Annotated in this window: 15 protein-coding genes; 7 read left to right on the top strand and 8 right to left on the bottom strand. The window is 66.8% G+C overall.

Translation table 11 applies throughout. From position 1 onward, the window contains the following. Positions 1-21 precede the first annotated feature (21 nt). From rhmD to C8J39_RS13735, 7 genes are all read left to right on the top strand, one after another. Positions 22-1,206, top strand: a complete 1,185-nt coding sequence (rhmD, locus tag C8J39_RS13765) for an L-rhamnonate dehydratase (RefSeq protein WP_056065412.1) — start codon at positions 22-24, stop codon at positions 1,204-1,206. A 28-nt stretch (positions 1,207-1,234) separates the two neighbouring features. After that, a complete protein-coding gene (locus tag C8J39_RS13760; protein WP_120300998.1) occupies positions 1,235-2,092 on the top strand; it encodes a fumarylacetoacetate hydrolase family protein in 858 nt (285 codons plus the stop codon). Then, positions 2,089-2,838, top strand: coding sequence for an SDR family NAD(P)-dependent oxidoreductase (locus C8J39_RS13755; RefSeq protein WP_120300997.1), 750 nt, complete (start codon positions 2,089-2,091; stop codon positions 2,836-2,838). Before C8J39_RS13760 ends, C8J39_RS13755 begins: the two co-directional genes overlap by 4 nt. Positions 2,839-3,049: 211 nt before the next feature. Then, positions 3,050-3,952: an amidohydrolase gene (locus C8J39_RS13750; protein ID WP_120300996.1), complete on the top strand. Its 903-nt coding sequence runs from the start codon at positions 3,050-3,052 to the stop codon at positions 3,950-3,952. Continuing rightward, entirely contained in the window at positions 3,949-5,016 is a 1,068-nt protein-coding gene (gene rhaT / locus C8J39_RS13745; protein ID WP_120300995.1) for an L-rhamnose/proton symporter RhaT, read from the top strand. Before C8J39_RS13750 ends, rhaT begins: the two co-directional genes overlap by 4 nt. Further along, positions 5,013-6,095 carry a glycoside hydrolase family 43 protein gene (locus C8J39_RS13740; RefSeq protein WP_120300994.1) on the top strand — a complete coding sequence of 361 codons (1,083 nt, stop codon included), beginning with the start codon at positions 5,013-5,015 and terminating at the stop codon, positions 6,093-6,095. The genes rhaT and C8J39_RS13740 overlap by 4 nt, the downstream gene beginning before the upstream one ends. Next, the gene (locus C8J39_RS13735; RefSeq protein ID WP_120301212.1) at positions 6,095-6,931 is read left to right on the top strand and encodes an alpha/beta hydrolase; all 837 of its coding nucleotides are present in this window, start codon (positions 6,095-6,097) and stop codon (positions 6,929-6,931) included. Before C8J39_RS13740 ends, C8J39_RS13735 begins: the two co-directional genes overlap by 1 nt. Here C8J39_RS13735 and C8J39_RS13730 read toward each other — a convergent pair. The 8 genes from C8J39_RS13730 to C8J39_RS13695 all read right to left on the bottom strand — a co-directional run bounded on the left by C8J39_RS13730 (position 6,928) and on the right by C8J39_RS13695 (position 19,254). Further along, a complete protein-coding gene (locus tag C8J39_RS13730) occupies positions 6,928-7,896 on the bottom strand; it encodes a family 43 glycosylhydrolase (protein ID WP_243650102.1) in 969 nt (322 codons plus the stop codon). The genes C8J39_RS13735 and C8J39_RS13730 overlap by 4 nt on opposite strands. Then, positions 7,893-9,437, bottom strand: coding sequence for an MFS transporter (locus C8J39_RS13725; protein WP_120300993.1), 1,545 nt, complete (start codon positions 9,435-9,437; stop codon positions 7,893-7,895). Before C8J39_RS13725 ends, C8J39_RS13730 begins: the two co-directional genes overlap by 4 nt. Continuing rightward, complete coding sequence (locus C8J39_RS13720) at positions 9,427-11,973, bottom strand: glycosyl hydrolase 115 family protein (RefSeq protein ID WP_120300992.1); 2,547 nt, start codon at positions 11,971-11,973, stop codon at positions 9,427-9,429. The genes C8J39_RS13725 and C8J39_RS13720 overlap by 11 nt, the downstream gene beginning before the upstream one ends. 14 nt (positions 11,974-11,987) lie before the next feature. Next, positions 11,988-13,100, bottom strand: coding sequence for a glycoside hydrolase family 105 protein (locus C8J39_RS13715; RefSeq protein WP_120300991.1), 1,113 nt, complete (start codon positions 13,098-13,100; stop codon positions 11,988-11,990). Further along, entirely contained in the window at positions 13,101-14,333 is a 1,233-nt protein-coding gene (locus C8J39_RS13710; protein ID WP_120300990.1) for a glycosyl hydrolase 53 family protein, read from the bottom strand. It lies immediately after the preceding gene. After that, the gene (locus C8J39_RS13705) at positions 14,330-17,353 is read right to left on the bottom strand and encodes a beta-galactosidase (protein ID WP_120300989.1); all 3,024 of its coding nucleotides are present in this window, start codon (positions 17,351-17,353) and stop codon (positions 14,330-14,332) included. Before C8J39_RS13705 ends, C8J39_RS13710 begins: the two co-directional genes overlap by 4 nt. Beyond that, on the bottom strand, positions 17,346-17,660 hold the full coding sequence (locus tag C8J39_RS13700; protein ID WP_120301210.1) for an L-rhamnose mutarotase: 315 nt from the start codon (positions 17,658-17,660) through the stop codon (positions 17,346-17,348). The genes C8J39_RS13705 and C8J39_RS13700 overlap by 8 nt, the downstream gene beginning before the upstream one ends. Positions 17,661-17,733: 73 nt before the next feature. Then, complete coding sequence (locus C8J39_RS13695) at positions 17,734-19,254, bottom strand: glycoside hydrolase family 28 protein (RefSeq protein ID WP_243650095.1); 1,521 nt, start codon at positions 19,252-19,254, stop codon at positions 17,734-17,736. Positions 19,255-19,266 lie beyond the last annotated feature (12 nt).

Below are 19,266 nucleotides of genomic sequence, written 5' to 3'. Positions count from 1 at the left end.
GGAGCGTTGAGCGTGGCGATTGTGACTTTGCCGAAGATCAAGCACGTCCGGGCGTTCGTCGTTCGTGGTGGTGGTGCCGATTATCACGACCAAGGCGCGGGGCACTGGATAGATGACCACATCGCGACGCCGATGAGCCGCTATCCCGAATACCGCCAGTCGCGCCAGAGCTTCGGGATCAACGTGCTCGGTACGCTGGTCGTCGAGATCGAGGCCGAGGACGGCACGGTCGGCTTCGCGGTCACGACAGGGGGCGAACCCGCGGCGTTCATCGTCGAGAAGCACCTCGCGCGCTTCCTCGAAGGGCGCTCGCCGACCGAGTACGAGAAGATCTGGGACCAGATGTACTTCTCGACGCAATATTACGGCCGCAAGGGGCTGGTCGTGAACGCGATCTCCGGCGTCGATCTCGCGCTGTGGGATCTGCTCGGCAAGCTACGGCAGGAGCCGGTCTATCACCTGCTCGGTGGCGCGGTGCGCGACGAACTGCAATTTTACGCGACTGGCGCACGGCCCGACGTCGCCAAGGAACTCGGCTTCATCGGTGGCAAGATGCCGCTCCACCACGGCCCCGCCGAGGGCGCCGAGGGCATGAAGAAGAACATCGCGATGATCGCCGACATGCGCGAGAAATGCGGTCCCGATTTCTGGCTGATGCTCGACTGCTGGATGGCGCTCGACGTCGACTATGCCACGCGGCTCGCGATCGCGGCGCACGAGCACGGCCTGAAGTGGATCGAGGAGGCGATCAGCCCCGACGATTACTGGGGCTATGCCGAACTGAAGCGCAACGTGCCCAAGGGCATGCTGGTCACCACCGGCGAGCACGAGGCGACGCGCTGGGGCTTCCGGATGCTGCTCGAGATGGACTGCTGCGACATCATCCAGCCCGACGTCGGCTGGTGCGGTGGCGTCACCGAACTGCTCAAGATCAGCGCGCTGGCCGATGCGCACGGCAAGATGGTCGTGCCGCACGGGTCGTCGGTCTACAGCTACCATTTCGTCATCACGCGCCACAATTCGCCGTTCGCCGAGTTCCTGATGATGCATCCCGGACCGACCGAGGTGGTGCCGATGTTCCATCCGCAGCTGCTCGGCGAGCCCGTGCCGCAGAACGGTCGGATGAAGGCAAGCGCGCTCGATGCGCCGGGGTTCGGCGTCACGCTCAACCCCGAGATCGCGATGCACCGCCCCTACACGCATTGATCCATTTTCTCTTTCGGAAAGACCGCTCATGAAGCTCTGCCGCTACGGCCAACCCGGCCAGGAAAAGCCCGGCATCGTCGATGCCGACGGTGCGATCCGCGACCTGTCGGGCGTGATCGACGATCTCAGCGTCGCAACGCTGGCGCAGGCGTTCGCGGCCGATCCCGCGTCGCTGCCGGTCGTCGACGGTACGCCGCGCTACGGCGTCCCGATCAAGGGCATCGGCAAGATCGTCGCGATCGGCCTCAACTACCGCGATCACGCGATCGAATCCGGCCTGCCGATCCCCACTGAACCGATGATGTTCATGAAGCCGCTGTCCAGCCTCAGCGGCCCGAACGACGACGTCGTCCTGCCGCGCGGTTCGACGCATGGCGACTGGGAGGTCGAGCTCGGCGTGATCATCGGCAAGACCTGCCGCTACGTCTCGGAAGACGAGGCGCTCGACAAGGTCGCGGGCTATGTCCTCGCCAACGACGTGTCGGAGCGCTTCAACCAGAAGCAGCGTGGGTCGCAGTGGAGCAAGGGCAAGGGCCACGACACCTTCTGCCCGGTCGGCCCGTGGCTGGTGACGCCCGACGAGATCGGCGACGCGCAGGACCTCGACATGCACCTCGACGTCAACGGCGTGCGGATGCAGACCGGCAACACGAAGACGATGATCTTCGACCTGAAGCAGCTCATTTCCTACGTCAGCGAATATATCACGCTGTACCCCGGCGACCTGCTGATCACCGGCACGCCGCCGGGCGTCGGCGAGGGCAAGAAGCCCGAGTCGATCTTCCTGAAGGCCGGCGACGTTATGGAACTCGGCATTGCCGGGCTCGGCACGCAGCGTCAGTCGGTCGTCGAATGGCGCCACCTGGGTGAAGGTTCGATCGCATGACGATCTATGGGGGGCGGTTTGCCGGTCGCTGCGCGATCGTCACCGGCGGCGCGTCGGGGCTCGGCAAGGATGTCGCCAAGCGGATCGTCGCGGAAGGCGGCAGCGTCGTGCTGTGGGATCTCGACGCCGCAAAGCTCGCGGTCGCGAAGGACGAGGTCGGTGCGGCGCACGTCGTCGCGCTCGACGTGTCCGACGTCGACGCGGTCGTCGCGGCGGCGGCCGAGAGCGCGGCCGTGCTCGGCAAGGTCGACATCCTGATCTGTTCGGCCGGAATTACGGGGGCGACCGCACCGGTCCACGAATACCCGCTCGACAGCTGGAAGCGCGTCGTCGACATCAATTTGAACGGGCTGTTCTATTGCTGCCGGACGGTCGTTCCGTTGATGTTGGCGAACGGTTATGGCCGCATCGTCAACGTGTCGTCGGTGGCAGGCAAGGAGGGCAACCCCAACGCGTCCGCCTATTCGGCGACCAAGGCGGCGGTGATCGGGCTGACCAAGAGCCTCGGCAAGGAACTCGCGGGCAAGGGCGTCATCGCCAACGCGCTGACCCCGGCGACGTTCGAGAGCCCGATCCTGGAACAGCTTCCGGCGAGCCAGGTCGAGTATATGCGCTCGAAGATCCCGATGGGGCGGCTGGGCGAGATCCCGGAATCGACCGCGATGGTGTGCTTCATGGCGTCGGAGGAGTGCAGCTTCACGACGGCGTCGACCTTCGACACGTCGGGGGGACGGACGACGTTCTAGAGAGTGCATCCTCCCCCGCCAGGGGGGTGGCTGGTACTTGCCAGACGGAGGGGGAGGTAAGGGTAACCTCTGTTCCGTATCCTCCCCCTCCGTCGCCTTTGGCGCCACCTCCCCCTGGCGGGGGAGGATCGTTCCGACTGTCATCTGAAATCGTCCAGCAAAGCTGCCCGACACGAGGCGGCACGCGAGCAATATCCCAGGAGAGCGTGCAATGACCCCGTTCGTCGATGCGCACATCCACCTGTGGGACCTGAGCCACATCCGCTACCCGTGGCTGTCGCCGCCCTTCGCCGATGATGGCCCCAATGGCAGCGTCGAGCCGATCGCGCGCGACTTCGGAATCGTCGAGTACCGCGCGGCGCTCGCGCGGTGGAATGTCGTCGGCGCGGTGCATGTCGATGCGGGTGCGGACCCGGTGCAGGCGCTCGACGAGACGCGCTGGCTGGAGGGAATCGCCGCCGAGCACGGCTTGCCCAACGCGATCGTCGCCTACGCACCGCTGGACGATCCCGACGTCGACACGCACCTCGCTGCGCAGGCTGCGTTTCCCCGTGTTCGGGGCATTCGCCAGATCGTCAACTGGCACGCCGATCCGGCTCGCAGCTACACGGCGCGCGACCTCACGCAGGATGCCCAGTGGCAGGCGGGCTACGCGCTGCTACGTACGCACGCGCTCTCGTTCGACCTGCAATGCTATCCCGCGCAGATGTCGGGCCTCGCGCCGCTGATCGCGCGCCATCCAGACATCCCGGTCATCATCAACCATCTTGGCATGCCCGTGCTCACCGATCCCGATGGCATAACGGAATGGCGCGAGAGCCTGCGCGTGCTCGCCGCGCTGCCGCATGTCGCGATCAAGCTGTCGGGGCTCGGCTTCATCGCGCGCGACTGGACGCCGGAGAACGTGCGGCCCTTCCTCCTCGAAGCGATCGACCTGTTCGGTACCGATCGCTGCCTGTTCGCCAGCGACGCGCCGACCGACACGCTGTTCGCGCCGATCGATCGCTACCTCGAAACCTATCACGCGCTGGTCGCCGACTTCGCCGAAGACGAACGCCGCGCGCTGTTCGGCGGCAATGCGAACCGGATCTACCGGCTGGGTCTCGACCTGTGAACCCGCTGCTCGGGGTCCTGTATCACTGGCTTGGCGGGCTCGCGTCGGCGAGCTTCTACGTCCCCTATCGCGGCGTGAAGCGCTGGTCGTGGGAGATCTACTGGCTGACCGGCGGCGTCGTGTCGTGGCTGGTCGCACCGTGGTTCTTCGCCAGCCTCCAGACGCACGACCTGCTCGGCGTGCTCGGGCGCGCACCGGACGGCGCGTTCTGGTGGCCGATGGTGTTCGGCGTGCTGTGGGGGTTCGGCGGACTCGGCTACGGGCTCGTCATGCGGTATCTCGGGCTGTCGCTCGGCATGGCGGTCGTCCTTGGATTATGCACCGTATTCGGCACGCTGATCCCGCCGGCGTTCACGGGCGAGTTTCACGAAAAGCTGATCGCGACCACCTCCGGCAACATCGTCCTCGCCGGTATCGGCCTGACGCTCGCCGGGATCGTCGTCGTCGCGATCGCGGGCGCGATGAAGGACGCGCGGCTGACGCCCGAACAGAAGCTGGCGGTCGTCGCCGAGTTCGATTTCCGCAGGGGCATCGTCGTCGCGATCGGCGCCGGGATAATGTCCGCGTGCTTCGCATTCGGCCTCGCTGCGGGCGAGCCGATCAAGGCGTTGTCGGCGGCCGCGGGCACCGGGCCGCTCTGGACCGGGCTTCCCGTGTTGTGCCTCATCATGGCCGGTGGGCTCGTCACCAACGGTGCCTGGTGCGCGTGGTTGATCGCGAAGAACCGGAGCGCAAAGCAATGGCTTGGCCGCACGACCGACGGCGGCCGTCCGCCGCTCCTGCGCAACTACGCACTGAGCGCCCTCGCGGGGGTGACGTGGTATTTCCAGTTCTTCTTCTACACGATGGGCGAAAGCCAGATGGGGCGCCTCGGCTTCTCGAGCTGGACGCTGCACATGGCGAGCATCATCATCTTCGGCACGCTGTGGGGCTTTGCGTTCCGCGAGTGGAAGGACGCCGGCGCGCGGATCAAGGCCGTGGTCTGGGCGGGCGTCGCGCTGCTGCTGATCGCGACCGTGGTGATCGGCTATGGCAACAGCATAGCGGTGGAGACCGTCGTATGACCCGGATCGCGCACCTGATTGCCGCCAGCCTGCTGGCACTCGCGGGGGCCGCACCCGCAACCCCGCCACGCGAGCCCGACGCGCCGTTGCTGATGACCGCGATGCACCTCCACGATCCGTGGATCGTCGCCGACAAGGCCAGTCGCACCTATTACCTTTTTACCCGCAACGAGGTCGCGATGACCGGCGACTCGCGGCTGGGCACGATGATGTATGCGAGCCGCGACCTGAAGCACTGGACCAGGCCCAAGCTGGTGTTCGTGTTGCCCGGCGACGTCTGGGCCAAGGCGGGAAGCTGGGCGCCGGAAGTACACCGCTGGAAGAACCGCTGGTATCTCTTCGCGACGTTCCACGATCCGGCCTCGCCGCTGACGCCCAACGGCAAGCGCGCGACCTATCGCCGCGGCACCGTCCTCGCGGTCGCGGACAAGATCGACGGGCCCTATGCATTGGTCCGAGGTGGCGAGCCGATCGTGTCGAAGGACCAGATGTCGCTCGACGGCACGCTGTACGTCGACCCGAAGGGCAAGCCGTGGCTCGTCTACGCGCACGAATGGTGGCAGACGACGATCGGCACGATGGAAGCCGTGCCGCTGAACGACGACCTGTCCGCGGCGGGCACGGCGAAGCGCCTGTTCAGTGCGAACGACGCCGCGTGGGTGGTCGGCCAGAAGCAGCCCGATGGCGACACGGTCTATGTCACCGACGGTCCCGAACTGTACCGCAGCAAGACCGGTGCATTGCTGATGCTGTGGTCGAGCTATGGAAAGAAGGGCTATGTCGAGGGGCAGGCGCGATCGCGATCGGGCGGTATCGAAGGTCCGTGGGAGCAACTCGGCCCGCTCGTCGAGCGCGACAGTGGCCACGGCATGCTGTTCCGTGCGTTCGACGGCCGGCTGATGATGATCCTCCACCGCCCGTTCAACTTCGCGCTCGGCAAGTTGTACGAGATGCGCGACGAGGGCGATCGGCTGGCGGTGGTACGCGAGGCTACCGAACTCGACGGGGAGGCGTATCCGACGCATCCCTGCACGCCGGGGCACTCGTCGTTCGACAACGCTAAACCGGGGTGTTCGTGATGCTGGGTGCAGATGATGTGTGGCCGCTGTGGGCGGACGAGCCCGCGGTGACGTTCGAGGATCCTTCGGTCGCGGCCGAGGTTGCGGTCGTGACGACGATCGACCAGCCGGTGCTGCTCGGGTTCCGTGCCGCCAAGCCCAATGGCCGGGCGATGCTCGTGCTTGGCGGCGGTGGCTACACGCAGTTGATGGCGGGCAGGGAAGGGGTACAGGTCGCCGCCTGGCTGACGGGACTCGGCTATCACGCGTTCGTCCTGATCCACCGTTTCCCCAATGCCGCCAACGGCATCGCCGCACCGCTCGACGACGCGCGCGAGGCGATGCGGCGGGTCCGTGCGAGCGGTCTCGCGCCGGTAGGGCTCGGTGTGGTCGGACTGTCCTCGGGCGGTCATCTGGCTGCATGCCTTGCCGCGGCGTATCCCGACGAGTGGACGGCACCGGCATCGCGTCATCCTGACGAGCCGACGCGGCCCGACGTGATGGTCATGGGGTATGCCCCGATCTCCACCAACGCGGCGGGACGGACGATCATCGCCGACAAGCCGCCGCTGCCCCCGGTCGAGAAACAGGCGATGTACGACCGGCTGCAACCCGATGCGCAACTGCTGCCGTCGCCGCCGCCTGCGTTCATCGTCTATGCCGGCAACGATCCCGTCGTCCCGGTCGAGAACGCCCGCCGGCTTTACACGGCGTGGCAGGACGCCGGCGGTGCGGCCGAACTCCACGTCTTCGCCGACGCGCCGCATGGTTTCGCGCTCGATACGCAGGGACTGCCCGTCTCGATCTGGCCGACGCTGTGCGAGGCTTGGCTGCGGCAGGTCGGTTTTCTTGACTAGCGGCGCGCGAGCCGGATCGCGGTCGGCGCGTCGCGGTCGACCGTGAGGATGCCCTCGGCTTCCTTCAGTTCGGCGATCTGCAGCACGCTGCGGCGGTGCCATTCGGGATCGCGCGCGGACTGCGGTTCGCCGGACTGTTGGACGAAATAGACGATGTACGCGCGATCTTTCGCGACGATCACGTCGGGATGCTGCCCCTTGGCGCGATCGGTCTCGGCGCGGCCGGGCGTCGCGAGCAGATAGTCCGGTTGCCGCGTCCAGTGCTCGCCATCCGCCGAGCGCATCGCCAGCAATCCCTTCCACGCATCGGAGATCAGCCACCACCGGCCCTTCCAGCGGAACGCCTTCGGTCCCTCGCCGGGCGTGTCGACGATCGTGCCCTTCACGCGCCAGTGCACCAGATCGTCGCTGTCGGCGTAGCGGATCGCTTTGTTCAGCCGCTCGTCATTGTACCAGAGCCGATAACCGCCACCGGGGAGTGCCGCAACGCTCGCATCGATCACCCGGTCGGAGCCGAGCGACAGCCGTTCGCTGCAGGTCCAGCGTTTCAGGTCGCGAGAGGTCAGGTGGACGATGAACCGCGGCGCGTTCCAGTCGCGGAAGACGCCCGGCACGACGGTCAGCCACATGTGCCACCGGCCCGCGAGATACTGGATTTCGGGCGCCCACAACGTCGCGCCGGTGCAGGACGCGGGGATCGCCGCGGTGCCCCCGTAGCGCCAGTGCACGCCGTCACGCGATCGCGCGGTGCCGATCGCGGTACCGTGCACCCAGCGCACGTCCTTCGCGTCGGCCATCGGCAGGTCGGCGCGGCGATTGGTGTAGAACATCACCCATTCGCGGCGGGCCGCGTCATAGACGGTCGATGGATCGGCGGCGCCGTCGTGTACCGGATCACGGAACAGCGGCTTCGGCGCAACCGGCGCACCTGCACCGGCGAGCAACGCAGCGGCGAGCAGGATCACCGCGTGCCCGCCGCTGCGACGGGGTTGTTGCCCCAGAGCTGGTCATAGGACCAGCCCGACAGATCCTCGACCACGCGCGCGTTGTCCGGCGTCGACGGCGTCCGCTCGCCGCGCCGCAGATGCTCGATCTCCTCCAGCAGGATCGCATGCGTGGCGGGCGTCAGGCGGAACCGCGTCGACACGAGCACGCCGAACATCAGCATCGCGATCGTCCCTGCGCCGAGCACCGCGACGATCGCGTAGATCGCCTGCGGGCTCTGCGCGGTCGCCTTCGACACGAAGCCCGATGCCTGCATCACCTGCCCGACGAGGATCACCGCCAGCGCCTGGCTCATCTTTCGCACGAACGTCATCACGCCGGCGAACGCGCCCTCGCGACGGCGCCCGGTGACGATCTCGTCGACGTCGGCCATGTAGTTGTACGTCGCCCATGGGATGTAGTTCAGCGCGCCGCGCCCCAACCCGGCGAACACCACCGGCAGCCAGAACAGCGCCGACGTCGCGGTATACCCCGCCGCGTACATCGCGAGGAAGATCACCACCCCGATTGCGAAGCTCAGCGCCGCGAACCGGTAAGCGGCTGCCGGAGACAGCCGCAGCGCGAAGTTGATTGCCAGCACGACCGCGACCAGCTGGACAATGTACGTAACGCCGACCAGGTTCGCGACGATCGCGGTCGATCCGGCAAGCGCGAAGATCACGAAATAGGTGAACGCTGCGTTGTAGATGTCTTGGCTGATATAGCCGCCCAGATACATGCCGAGATGCAGGCGGAACGCGCGGATCCGCAACGTCGAGAACAGGTTGCGATACAGCGCTTTGAACGCCGCGCCCAGCGACGCCTTCTCGACCGCCTGGGTCTCGTCGAGCCCCTCCGGCCGCTGCCGTTCCCAGCTGAACGCGTACAGCAGACCCGCGGCGCCCATGAACAGCACCGAGAAGATCATGCCCATATACAGATACGTGTCGGGCGAGTCCGGGCCGAGATACGCGATCAGCCAGCCCGGCAGGAACGCCGCCGCGATCGCCGAGCACTGGCCGCACAGGATGCGCGCGCCGGCGAATTTGGCCTTGGTGCGGTAATCGGTCGCCATCTCCGACGCGAGCGTCTCGTACGGGATGATCTCCATCGCGTAGACCATCTCGAACAGTACGTACGTCACGAGATAATACCAGAAGCCTTGCCCTGCGACCCACATGATCGCGAACGAGGGGAGCAGGGGGATTGCCGCTAGGATGAAGAACCGCCGCCGCCCGAACTTGCGCCCTAGCCAGCTTCGCCCGAGATTGTCCGACAGGTGGCCGATCGTCGGGCTGGTAAACGCGTCGAGCACGCGCGCGACGCCGAAGATGATCGTCGCCTGCGCCGCGGACAGTCCGCAGAAGCTGGTATAGAAGATCAGGATCCAGGTGCTGATAACCGCCATCGACCCCGCGCCGAGTACGTCGTTCGATCCGTAGGCGAGCAGATTGTACCAGCGTACCGGACGGGCAGGCGCGAGCGGCAGGGCCGGACGGGCGGCGATCGGATCAGTGGCCATGCGAAAGTCCTTGGGTACCGGCGTTGGCTGGAGATGGGGGAAGCGGATCGAAGCGGAGCGCGTCGAAGAGGATCGCGGGGTCGTCGATGCCGATCGACACGGTGTGTCGTCCGGCGGCGAGCGGCGTCGGCAGCGCGAGGTCGAGGCGGTTGTCGAGCACTGCGAGCGCCCATGCCCGGTCGCCGGTCTTGCGCGGAACACCGACGCGAACGGGCGTCCCGCCGTCGATCGCGACCGATACCGCGAGGTCGGCGCCTTCGATCGTCGGGTAGGTCGGCAACATTTCCGCTGAGAGCTGCCAGCGACCGGGCGGGAGCGTGACAGTATATGACAGCGTCGCCGGTACGCTGGTCGCTACCGCCGCGCCGTTGCGGCCGAGGCCATCGACCACGCGCCAGCCGGTGCGTGGACCTTCTGCCTCTTCCGCCTCGATCACGATCGTTGCCGTTGGCAAAACCTCCCGGTTCCCCGGCGAAGGCCGGGGCCCAGTTAGAACGACTGAGGTAACGGAGGGCGGCGCGATCTCACCAGGGGCCTTCCAACTGGGCCCCGGCTTCCGCCGGGGAGGTGCAGTTGGGGCGGGCAGCATTGGAACCGACAAGCGATAGCGGCGCCATTGCCCGTCGGCAGGTTCGACCGCCATCATCCCCCGCCACTTCCCGACGGCGATCTCGCTATTGTAGCGGCTCGTCAGCGCGGTGATTTCAGCGTCCGCTGCGCGCGAACGTTCGCCAGCGACTGCCGCACCAGCCGGATCGGTATCGCGCAGGCGGTCATGCGCCTCGGCATCGAACACGCGCGTATTGGCGAGCGCCGCCGCGGTCACCGGATAGTCGACCAGCTCGAAGAACGCGTCGCGGCGGTCGGGCGCAATGCGCGGCGCGATCGACCGGACGCGCGTGCGCAGCGTGTCGAAGGCGGCGAGGCGGGTAGCGATCTCGGCAGGGGCAAGCGGGCTTGGCTTCGAGAGTTCGCCGGGCAGCCACCATTGCAGATGCTCGGGCCGGCGCTGGAAATTAAGCCGGTGATGCTCGGCCATGATCGCGGCGATCTCCGGCGCGACATCGGCGCCGACCGTGCCGGCCGCCCAGTCCGTGACGACGGTATCGATCGGTTTGCCGCGCGTGCCCGGTATGTCCCACGCAAGCTGCAGGAAATAATCGGTCGCGAGTTCCGCGGGCTTGAGGTCGCCGACATTGGCGACCCACATCCGCCGCGCACCCGCATCCCAAGCCCGCCCAAGTTCCTCGCGGATCAGCGCGGGCGGGGTGGTCGACAGCCAGAGATACGACAGCGGCGCCCCGAGATAGGACAAATGATAATAGATGCCCGAACCGCCCGTTCGCGCACGCTCGGCGGCGTCGGGGACGTGACGGATATAGCCGAAATTATCGTCGGGCCACATCAGCGTGACGTCGTCGGGTACCTTCAGCCCGCCGCGATAGACGTCGAGCACTTCCTTGTACAGCGTGAAGACCTGCGGGACGCGCGTCAGATCCCGGTTCACGCCGCGCGTCAGCATCGCGCGCTGGTCGGCGAAGATGCGTTGGAGCAACGATCGGCGCGCATCGTCGGTGGTCGGGCCGACGATCCCGCTGTCGTGGATGCCGCGCATCCCGAGCGTCCAGACGCTCTCGTATCTGCCGTTCGCTCGGACGCGCGCGTTCCAATAGTCGGCGACGCCGGCGGGGTTGGTCAAATAGTTGAAGTCCGCCGCGGGGGCCGTCCATTCGCCGACATTGTTGCGCAACATCGGCTCGGCATGGCTCGATCCCATGACGATGGCGTAGCGGTCGGCGAGGCGCGCATTCTCGGGGTTCGCGTTGAACGGCGCGGTGACCTTGTGCATTGCCGGCCAGACCATGTTCGCCTTCAGCCGCAACATGAGCTCGAACAACTTCGCGTAGGTCTTCGACCCGATCGTGCCGGCCTCTGGCTCGAACGTGCCGGCAGCCCAGGGTTGCAGCCCCCAATCCTCGTCGTTGAGGAAAATCCCGCGATACCGGACCGACGGCGGCCCGAAGCGGTGGAGACCGGTCGCCGCATAAATCGCGGCGTGATGCTCGGGCGTGGCGTCGGCCCACCAATGCCAGGGCGACACACCGATCGCGCGCGACAGCTCGTACGCGCCGAACGCCGTTCCGCGACGATCGCTGCCGACGATCACCAGCGCTGCCGGGATACCGGGTGCGGGGTTGGCGACGGTGGCGATCACGAAGCTCTCCCACGCGCCGCGCAGTTTCGAGACGTCGAGCGCGCCCCGCCGGACCAGCCGGTCGATCGCGGGGTTGCGACCGAGCGTGCCGAGCCAGATCTGCGTGCCGTTGGCAGTCGTGGCAGCGGTCACGCGCCGGAGGTCGTTCGTCAGGTCGGCGGCGGCGATCCGGACGACCTCGTGGTCACCCGGCGCCGTGACGACGCGCGCGATGCCTTGCGCGTCCGCCAGTGCGAAACCCGCCCCGGGCTCGAACGACACGAGACGTGCGACCGGCTCGGCCGAGGCTGGCGCCCCGAGCCATAGCGCGGCCGCAAGCAAGGCACGCCGCAGGGTCAGATATAGGTCCGCAGGAACTCGGCGAGCGCGACCATCGCGAGGCTCTGGCCGTAAGGCATCGAGGTGAGCGCGATGTCCTTGTAGAATTGCTGCGTGTCGCCCATCGCGGTGCCGAAGCTGACCTGCTTCAGTTCGCCGGCCTCGTCGATATTGGCAAGCACGCCCTGCACGGCCTTGATCCCGACCGCCTCGTATTGGCGCGGCAGATAGCCCTTCCGGACGCCCTTCAGGATGCCGTAGGCGAAGCCCGCGGTCGCCGACGCCTCGAGATAGCTGGTCGGGTCCATCACCAGCGTGTGCCACAGCCCGCTCTCGTCCTGCGTCTCGGTGAGCGTCTTCACCTGCGCTGCGAGCGTATCGATCAGGAAGGTGCGGAACGCGTCGCCCACCGGAAGGTCGAGGATCTCGATGATCTCCGGGATCGCGATCGTCACCCAGCAATTGCCGCGCGCCCACAGCGCTTCGGCGAAATTGTGCCGTCCGTTGAAGTCCCAGCCGTGGAACCAGAGCCCGGTCTTCTTGTCGAACAGGTATTTGATATGGACGAGGAACTGCCGCTTGGCTTCCTCGACATAGTGCGGGCGGTTGAGCAGCAGGCCGATCTTGGCGAGCGGCAACACCGACATCATCAGCGTGTCGTCCCACATCTCGCCCGGATTTTCGTCATTGTAGACGATGTGCTGGAACCCGCCCTCCTCGGTCTTGGGCAGCCCGTCCGGTGCCATCAGCCACTCGGCCCAGGTGTCGAGATAGGGAATGTAGCGCGGGTCGGGTTCGCGCTCGTAGAGATAGGCGAGCGTGATGAACGGCGCGACGGTGTTGATGTTCTTGGTCGGCGTGCCCTCGGCGAAGCGATCCTCGAACCACTGCTTGATGATCGCCAGCGCGCCTGGGTCGCCGGTCTGCTCGTAATAGCGCCACATGCCGAACAGGCCTACGCCGTGCGTCCATTCCCAGCCCGCCCAGCCCTTGGTGTCGATGACCCGGCCGTCTTCGAGGCGCAGCAGGAACTCGCCGGTCTCGTCCTTGATGTTGACGAGGTTGTCCATCAGTTTGGCGATCGCAGCGGTTACGTCCGCGCGCGGCACATTATGGGTGAGGGCAGCCACTTATAGTCTCCTGTTGGGACGCGCAGGGCTGAGCCCGTAGTCGCGCGCCATCGTCCGATAGAGGGTGAGAAATTCGGGGTCCGCGTCGTAGCGGCCGCCATGACCGGTCGACGGCGTCGTGCCGTTCGGCGGTGTCGGCACGGTCGGCGCTGTCACGGCGTCGGGCGCTTCGGCGGCGTTGATTCCCTGCGAGAGGAGGTCGGGCTTGGGGCCTTCGCCGGCGAGCGTGCCGTTGTGCGTGAAGATGGCTTCCTGGTGCCGCGTCGGCTCCCAGATGAAGCTGCCCCAGCCGTGCGGCTGCGCGTGGACGAGGTCGTTCAAATACCGTTTGCGCGACGAATATTCGAGCGCGAGAAAGCCGTGATCGGGATAGGCTTTGGTGAACTCGGTGAAGGTTCGCGCCCAGTCGCCCTGCGCCTGTTGCTGGTAGCAGGAGAAGCCGGTGGCATCGAATTTGACCCCGCGCTGGAGCAGATTGTCCATCCAGTAGCGGACGATCGGCCAGTGCCGCCCGAGATGATTGTGCACCGCCACCCGCGCCTCGGGCGTCGCTTCGCGTGCGCCGGCGATCCCGGCCTTCAACAGCATCGCGAACCGGTCGTACCCGCCGGCGCCGGGCACGTTCATGTGCACCGCATCGGTCTGCGGATTGCCGGTAGGGATGGTCAGCGGCACGCGTCCGTCGGGCCAGAGCATGCCGAAGGTCGTCTCGTTGCCGATCACGACCAGGTCGGGGGCGGCCCCCGCGCGCTTCATCGCCGACAGCGCGTCGACGGTATGGCGGTGGACTACCTCGACCAGTTGGGGGAACGTGAGCGCAGCCCAGGCGGCGGGCTTGTCCTGATGCTGCGGATCGGCCCAGGTGTCGGAATAATGCAGCGTCAGCGACAGGTGGAAACCGGCGGCCTTGATCCGCTTGGCGAACGCGATCGTGCGCGGCAGGTCGCACCACGGCCCGCCCGGCTTGCCGCTCGAATACCCCTTCGCAGGATCGACGAACAGCCGCAGCTTGATCGCGTTGAACCCCGCATCGCGCAGGATTGCGAGCGGGTCCTTGGTGACGCCGTTCTCAAAATACGTCGCGCCGGCGAACTCGTCCTCCGGGATCCACGAGACGTCCGCGCCGATCAGATAGGGCCATGGCCTTGCGCCGCTTGCGACCTTTGCGGCTGGTGCGATGCTAGCGAAACAGGCCGCCCCAGCGCCCGCGCCAAATGTTCTGCGCGTGATCATTTGGCGGGGCCCAGCCGGTCGGGTGCCGCGGCCATCCGCACCGGCACGCCGCCCTTGACGTTGCGCATCGTCACCAGGCGGACTTGCTCGATCGCATCGCCGGGCGCGCCGTCGGACGTGACTGCGAGCGCGACGGTGTTCGCGCCGTGGTGGTTGAGGATGCCCTCGGGGATCGGGAACACGCGCTGCGGTCCGACATGCGCGATAAATTGGCCCATGTTCCAGCCGTTGACGAACAGCAGCGCACGGTAGCGGGCGACCGAGCGCGGGGTCGTCGTGTCGCCGAACGCGAGGGCGATCGTCGTGTCCTGGCCCTTCGGCACCGCGAGATCGAACCGCGTGCGATACCAGGTCGTGCCGGGCGTCGCCGTGGTGGCGGGGAGGATCGCTGCGGCCCAGGCCTTGTCGTCGAAGCCGGGCAGGTGCCAGCCGAACCGTTCGCCATATTGACCGCCGTTGTTGGCGGGGCCGCGCGCCGGATCGGGGAGGTCCTCGCCGCCGAGCTTACCCTGGATCTTCCACGCGATCGGTACGCCGAAGCTGCGCCCGCCCGGCGCCTCGATCGATGCGGAAACCAGCCCGCGCGCTTCCTTGTGATAGTCGTCGGAATCGAGGTCCCAGTTGTGACCGTTGTTGCGCACCATGACGCTCACGACGTGCTCGCCGCCCGACTGTGCGGAGGCGGGCAAGTCGAACCGTGCGAGCCCGGTCGTGATCGGCCGCGGCAATCCGCTCGGCAGCTCATTCTGGCCGACGAACTGGCCATCGACCCAGACCTGCACCATACCCGAACCGCCCGCGCCGTAGAACAGCGCGATCTGCTTCGCGTCGGGCGTGCCGGTGAAGCGGCCGCGATACCAGACGTCGCCGTCGTGGAAGCCGTAGGAATCCATCGTCAGGTTCGGCTGGCCATCGGGCTTGGCCGTGGTGGTCGCGCTGCCGCGTCCGTCGATCGCCTGCCAGCTGGTGTCGTCAAAGCCGGGTGCTGCTTCGGGCGAACCCTGTGCCATCCGCCATCCGGTCAATGCTGGCAGCACGACGGGCGCTGGACCGGGCAATGCGGTCGTCGCGCTTCGGCTACCGATCGCGGTCGTGTTCGTCGCAACCGCCGTCCCGTTCCACCGCACCAACCGTAGCGCGGCAGGAGCCCAGATTTCGAGCGGCGTCGTCTCGGCAGTATCGCCGGTCAGCGCCAGCGTGCCGCCGGTCGCCTTGGTCGAGCGCAGCAACGCGGGGCCGCGCACGAGCACCGCGTCGCTGCCTCGCCAATAGCGAACCGCCTCGGCCTCGTCCGCCAGGATCAGCGTGAGCGCAGGGCGCCCGCCGCCGGTAATCCGCACCACCGCGCGCCCGGCATGCGTATAATCGAGCCGGAGATCGCCCTTCGCTGCGTCGAACGCGCTGGTGGCAGTGCCTTCGAGCAGTGTCACGGTCGGCGCGGACGCATAGCGCAGCATTGTCTCGCCGGTCTCGCCCGCGCGACCATAGAGCAGCATCACGTCGCCGCGATCGATCGTCAGTGCAGTCTGCAATTCGGAGGTCGAATAAACCAGCCGCTGCCCGCCGACATTCACCCCTGCGACCAGCCATTTCGCGTCGAACCCGTTCAGCCGCATCGGCTCCCCTCGCGGGAAAGTGTAGCGCCCGTCGGGCAGGTCGGCGGTGATCGTGAAGCGGTCGTCGGTCTGGCCATTGGATGGCTTGTGCGTCACCATCAGGAAGCGCGCATCGCTCTCCGGACTGCGGTTGTGATACGCCTGCACGTTCGGCGACGACACCTGTACCGGCGCGGCGGGGACCATGCCCGCGAGGTCCGGCACCGCGGCGATCAGCCCACCGAGCTGTTTCATCTCCTCCGCCTTGCTCCGCACCTCTCGCGCTTCGGAGATCGCCGAACCGTAGTCGTAGCTCGTGAACACGACGGGGGCGGGAAGCCAGCCCCAGCTCGTCCCGCCATAGCCCATGTAGAAGCTCTGGATGTCGATCCCGTTGGCCAAGTTGGTGCCGTAGAACACGCGCTGGAACCGCTTGCCCCGCTGGATGGCGTTGCATTCGTAGCCGCCGTTCGAGCCCCAATAGTCGAACCAGCCGCCACCGAACTCGGCAAGGAAGGCTGGCGTGTCGGGCGAGGCGGACGCGCCGCCCTTTGCGCCGCCGGGACTGTAGAACCCCCAGTCGGGGGCAGCGACGCCGCGCGTCGGCTTGCCCGCGACGGTGCAGGTCCCGCCGGGATAGCCGTCGAACGCGTACATGTCGTTCGGCCCCTTCACCACGTTCGCGACGGTCGAGCTTTCGGGCACCCAATATCCGTTGCGGCCCTGGTCGTTGTGGAACAGCGGCACGGTAATGCCGTCGGTGCGTGCCTTGGTGTAGAGATGGTCCATGTAGCGGCGCTGCGCAGGCGTGGTCAGCGCCAGTTCGTTCTCGATCTGGTGGAGGATGACGCTGCCGCTATGGCCCTTGCCGTCGCCGTTGATCTGGTGCCGCGCGATGATCGCGTTGACGTGGCCGAGCCACTCGTCGACCGCGGCGAGATAGGCCTGATCGTCGGTCCTCGCGCGGGCCTTCTGGTTGACCAGCCAGCCCGGAAACCCGCCGCGCGACAGCTCCGCATTCACATACGGTCCGGCGCGGGTGATGACGTACAGCCCTTCTTCCTGCGCCATCGCCAGCACGCGCTCGACGTCGCGGATGCCGGTGAAGTCGTACACGCCCTGTTTGGGGCTGTGATATCCCCAGTCGAAATAGAGCGCGACGGTGTTGAACCCGCTCGCCTTCATCTTCTGCAGTATGTCGCGCCACAGATCGGGGCTGGGCAGGCGGAACGGGTGGAATTCGCTCGACCAGATCACCTGACGCTTGCCGTCGATCATCAGCGACCGTGCATCGTACGAGACGCGGCCGAAGGTCTTGACCGACGCGGCGAGGTTCTGCGTCGGGCGTGCGACCTGTGCCGTCGCGGTGACCGGCGTCAGCGCGGTGGCGAGCGCCAGCGCGATCAGGCGGGCGCGATCAAGCATGATGGAAGATCAGCGGGAGCGACCATTCCTTCGGCCGGTTGTTATCCTCAACCTCCATCAGCGGCGCCATGTAATCCCACCAGCGCTTCATCACCGGATGATCGGGGAGGGCATCGCGGGTGTTCGGTTCGGCGAGCTTCAGGACGGCGAACAGCGCCAGCGTCGCCTCGTCGAGGAAGATCGAATAGTCATGGATGCCGCTCTCGGTCAGTAGCGCAGACAGTTCGGGCCAGATTTCGTCGTGGCGCTTGCGGTATTCATCGACCACGCCGGGCTTGAGCTGCATCCTGAACGCATGGATCGACATCGCACCCTCCCAATCCACTATGTGGTATTGCTATGTACGATTTGGTAAAGACGTTCCGGGCTCAGGTCAAACGCTAACCGCGCCAGAGTTGGGTCCGTGTCACCGAAAGTCCGGTCGCGTCCTCGACAACGAAGGGAGGGCGGGCGTCGGGCGTGGTCGTTGCGAGGTCGAGGCGGTCGATTACGAGGCCCTTCGCATGCCGGACCCACAAGCCCCAGGCGGGCAGTATGCCGAACATGCTCGGCTCCGGATAGGCACCCGCGAGGTCTTCAGGCCTGCGTGCGGCATCGTCGGGCGTGCCGCCGCCGCGATAGGACAAATGGATGCGCGAAAGCGTGACGTCTTCAACCGGATGGCCGGGAAGCCCCGCGATTGCTGCGGCGAAGCGGTGATCGATCCCCGTCGCGTCGATGTCGCTTAGCGTCACCCGCCGGATCGCACCTACCTGCGTGCCGGCAGGGCCGCGGCGTCGGTCGCCGATCCGCAGGAACAGCGGCGCAGTCGTCACGTCGCGCATCGTGATGCGGCGCGCGACGACGTCTTCCATGACGCCGCCGTCGACCGTCTCTAGCGCAAGCCCGCGGCAGTGGGTGAAGCTGCAATCCTCGATCAGGATGCGCCGGTATCCGCCGTTGCTCTCGGTCCCGAGCTTGATCCGCCCCGTCACGCGGTCGCGGTCGGGCGCGAGCAGTTGGGTCGTCCGCCGCGTGCCATCGAGCATGGTCCCGAGGTCGTAACCCGAGACGGCGCAATGCCGCACCGTCACGTCCTCCGCAGCGACCGCGCGACCGAGCGCGAAACTGCTCTTGATGACGATCGCGTCGTCGTTGGGCGTGTTGACGCGGCACTGCTCGACGATCGTGCGCTGGACGCAATCGAGGTCGATCCCGTCGCGATCCGTGTCGATCGTCAGGTCGTGGATGTGCAGGTCGCGCGTGCCCGTCGCGAGGATGGCGAAATGCCCGCATTTTAGCATCGAGAAACCGGACAGGCGGATATTGCGCCCGTTCCGGAACGCGATCGCCTTGTTGCCTAGACCGTTCATGCGTTGCGCATCGGGTTCGAGCCGGGCGATCTCAGCCGCGGTCATCTGGCGCATCGACAGCGGCCGCTCGCCGGTCTGCGCCTTCCACCGCGCACCGGGACCGTCGCGTGTCAGCCCGAGCCCGTGGATCAGGCCGGGGCCGACAATCGCGACGTTCTCAACATTCTCGCCCCAGAACAGGCTGTTGCGCCAATGGCTGTGGCCGAAGTCCTGGTACAGTTGCTCGCCGCGGTCTTCGGGCAGGTCGTAGTGCCCGGCATGGCGCGCCGGATCGGCCGCCTCGATTACCGCGCCCCTGGCAAGCTGGATCGTCACATGGCTTTTTAGCCGGATCGAGAAGCAGAGATAGCGGCCCGCGGGGATGGTCACGGTGCCCCCGCCGGCCTTGGCGGCGGCGGCAATAGCGGCATTGATCGCGGTGCTGTCAATCGCGCGCCCATCGCCGCGCGCACCGAGTTTGCGCACGTCGATCACCATCGCGGCATGCGCAGGGAAGGGAAGCAGCGCCGCGCCGATCCCCAACCCGACGTCGCGGCGCGTCAGGGACAAGGCCCCAAAGCC

The sequence above is a fragment of the Sphingomonas sp. PP-CC-1A-547 genome (assembly GCF_003610375.1).
Lineage (GTDB): Bacteria > Pseudomonadota > Alphaproteobacteria > Sphingomonadales > Sphingomonadaceae > Sphingomonas.
This window is presented reverse-complemented; position numbering and strand designations above follow the sequence as displayed.

Coding starts and splice junctions, on each gene's coding strand:
- C8J39_RS13755 (WP_120300997.1), top strand. CDS start 2,089: ATGACGATCTATGGGGGGCGGTTTGCCGGTCGCTGCGCGATCGTCACC.
- C8J39_RS13725 (WP_120300993.1), bottom strand. CDS start 9,437: ATGGCCACTGATCCGATCGCCGCCCGTCCGGCCCTGCCGCTCGCGCCT.
- C8J39_RS13710 (WP_120300990.1), bottom strand. CDS start 14,333: ATGATCACGCGCAGAACATTTGGCGCGGGCGCTGGGGCGGCCTGTTTC.
- C8J39_RS13750 (WP_120300996.1), top strand. CDS start 3,050: ATGACCCCGTTCGTCGATGCGCACATCCACCTGTGGGACCTGAGCCAC.
- C8J39_RS13735 (WP_120301212.1), top strand. CDS start 6,095: ATGCTGGGTGCAGATGATGTGTGGCCGCTGTGGGCGGACGAGCCCGCG.
- C8J39_RS13705 (WP_120300989.1), bottom strand. CDS start 17,353: ATGCTTGATCGCGCCCGCCTGATCGCGCTGGCGCTCGCCACCGCGCTG.
- C8J39_RS13700 (WP_120301210.1), bottom strand. CDS start 17,660: ATGTCGATCCATGCGTTCAGGATGCAGCTCAAGCCCGGCGTGGTCGAT.
- C8J39_RS13760 (WP_120300998.1), top strand. CDS start 1,235: ATGAAGCTCTGCCGCTACGGCCAACCCGGCCAGGAAAAGCCCGGCATC.
- C8J39_RS13740 (WP_120300994.1), top strand. CDS start 5,013: ATGACCCGGATCGCGCACCTGATTGCCGCCAGCCTGCTGGCACTCGCG.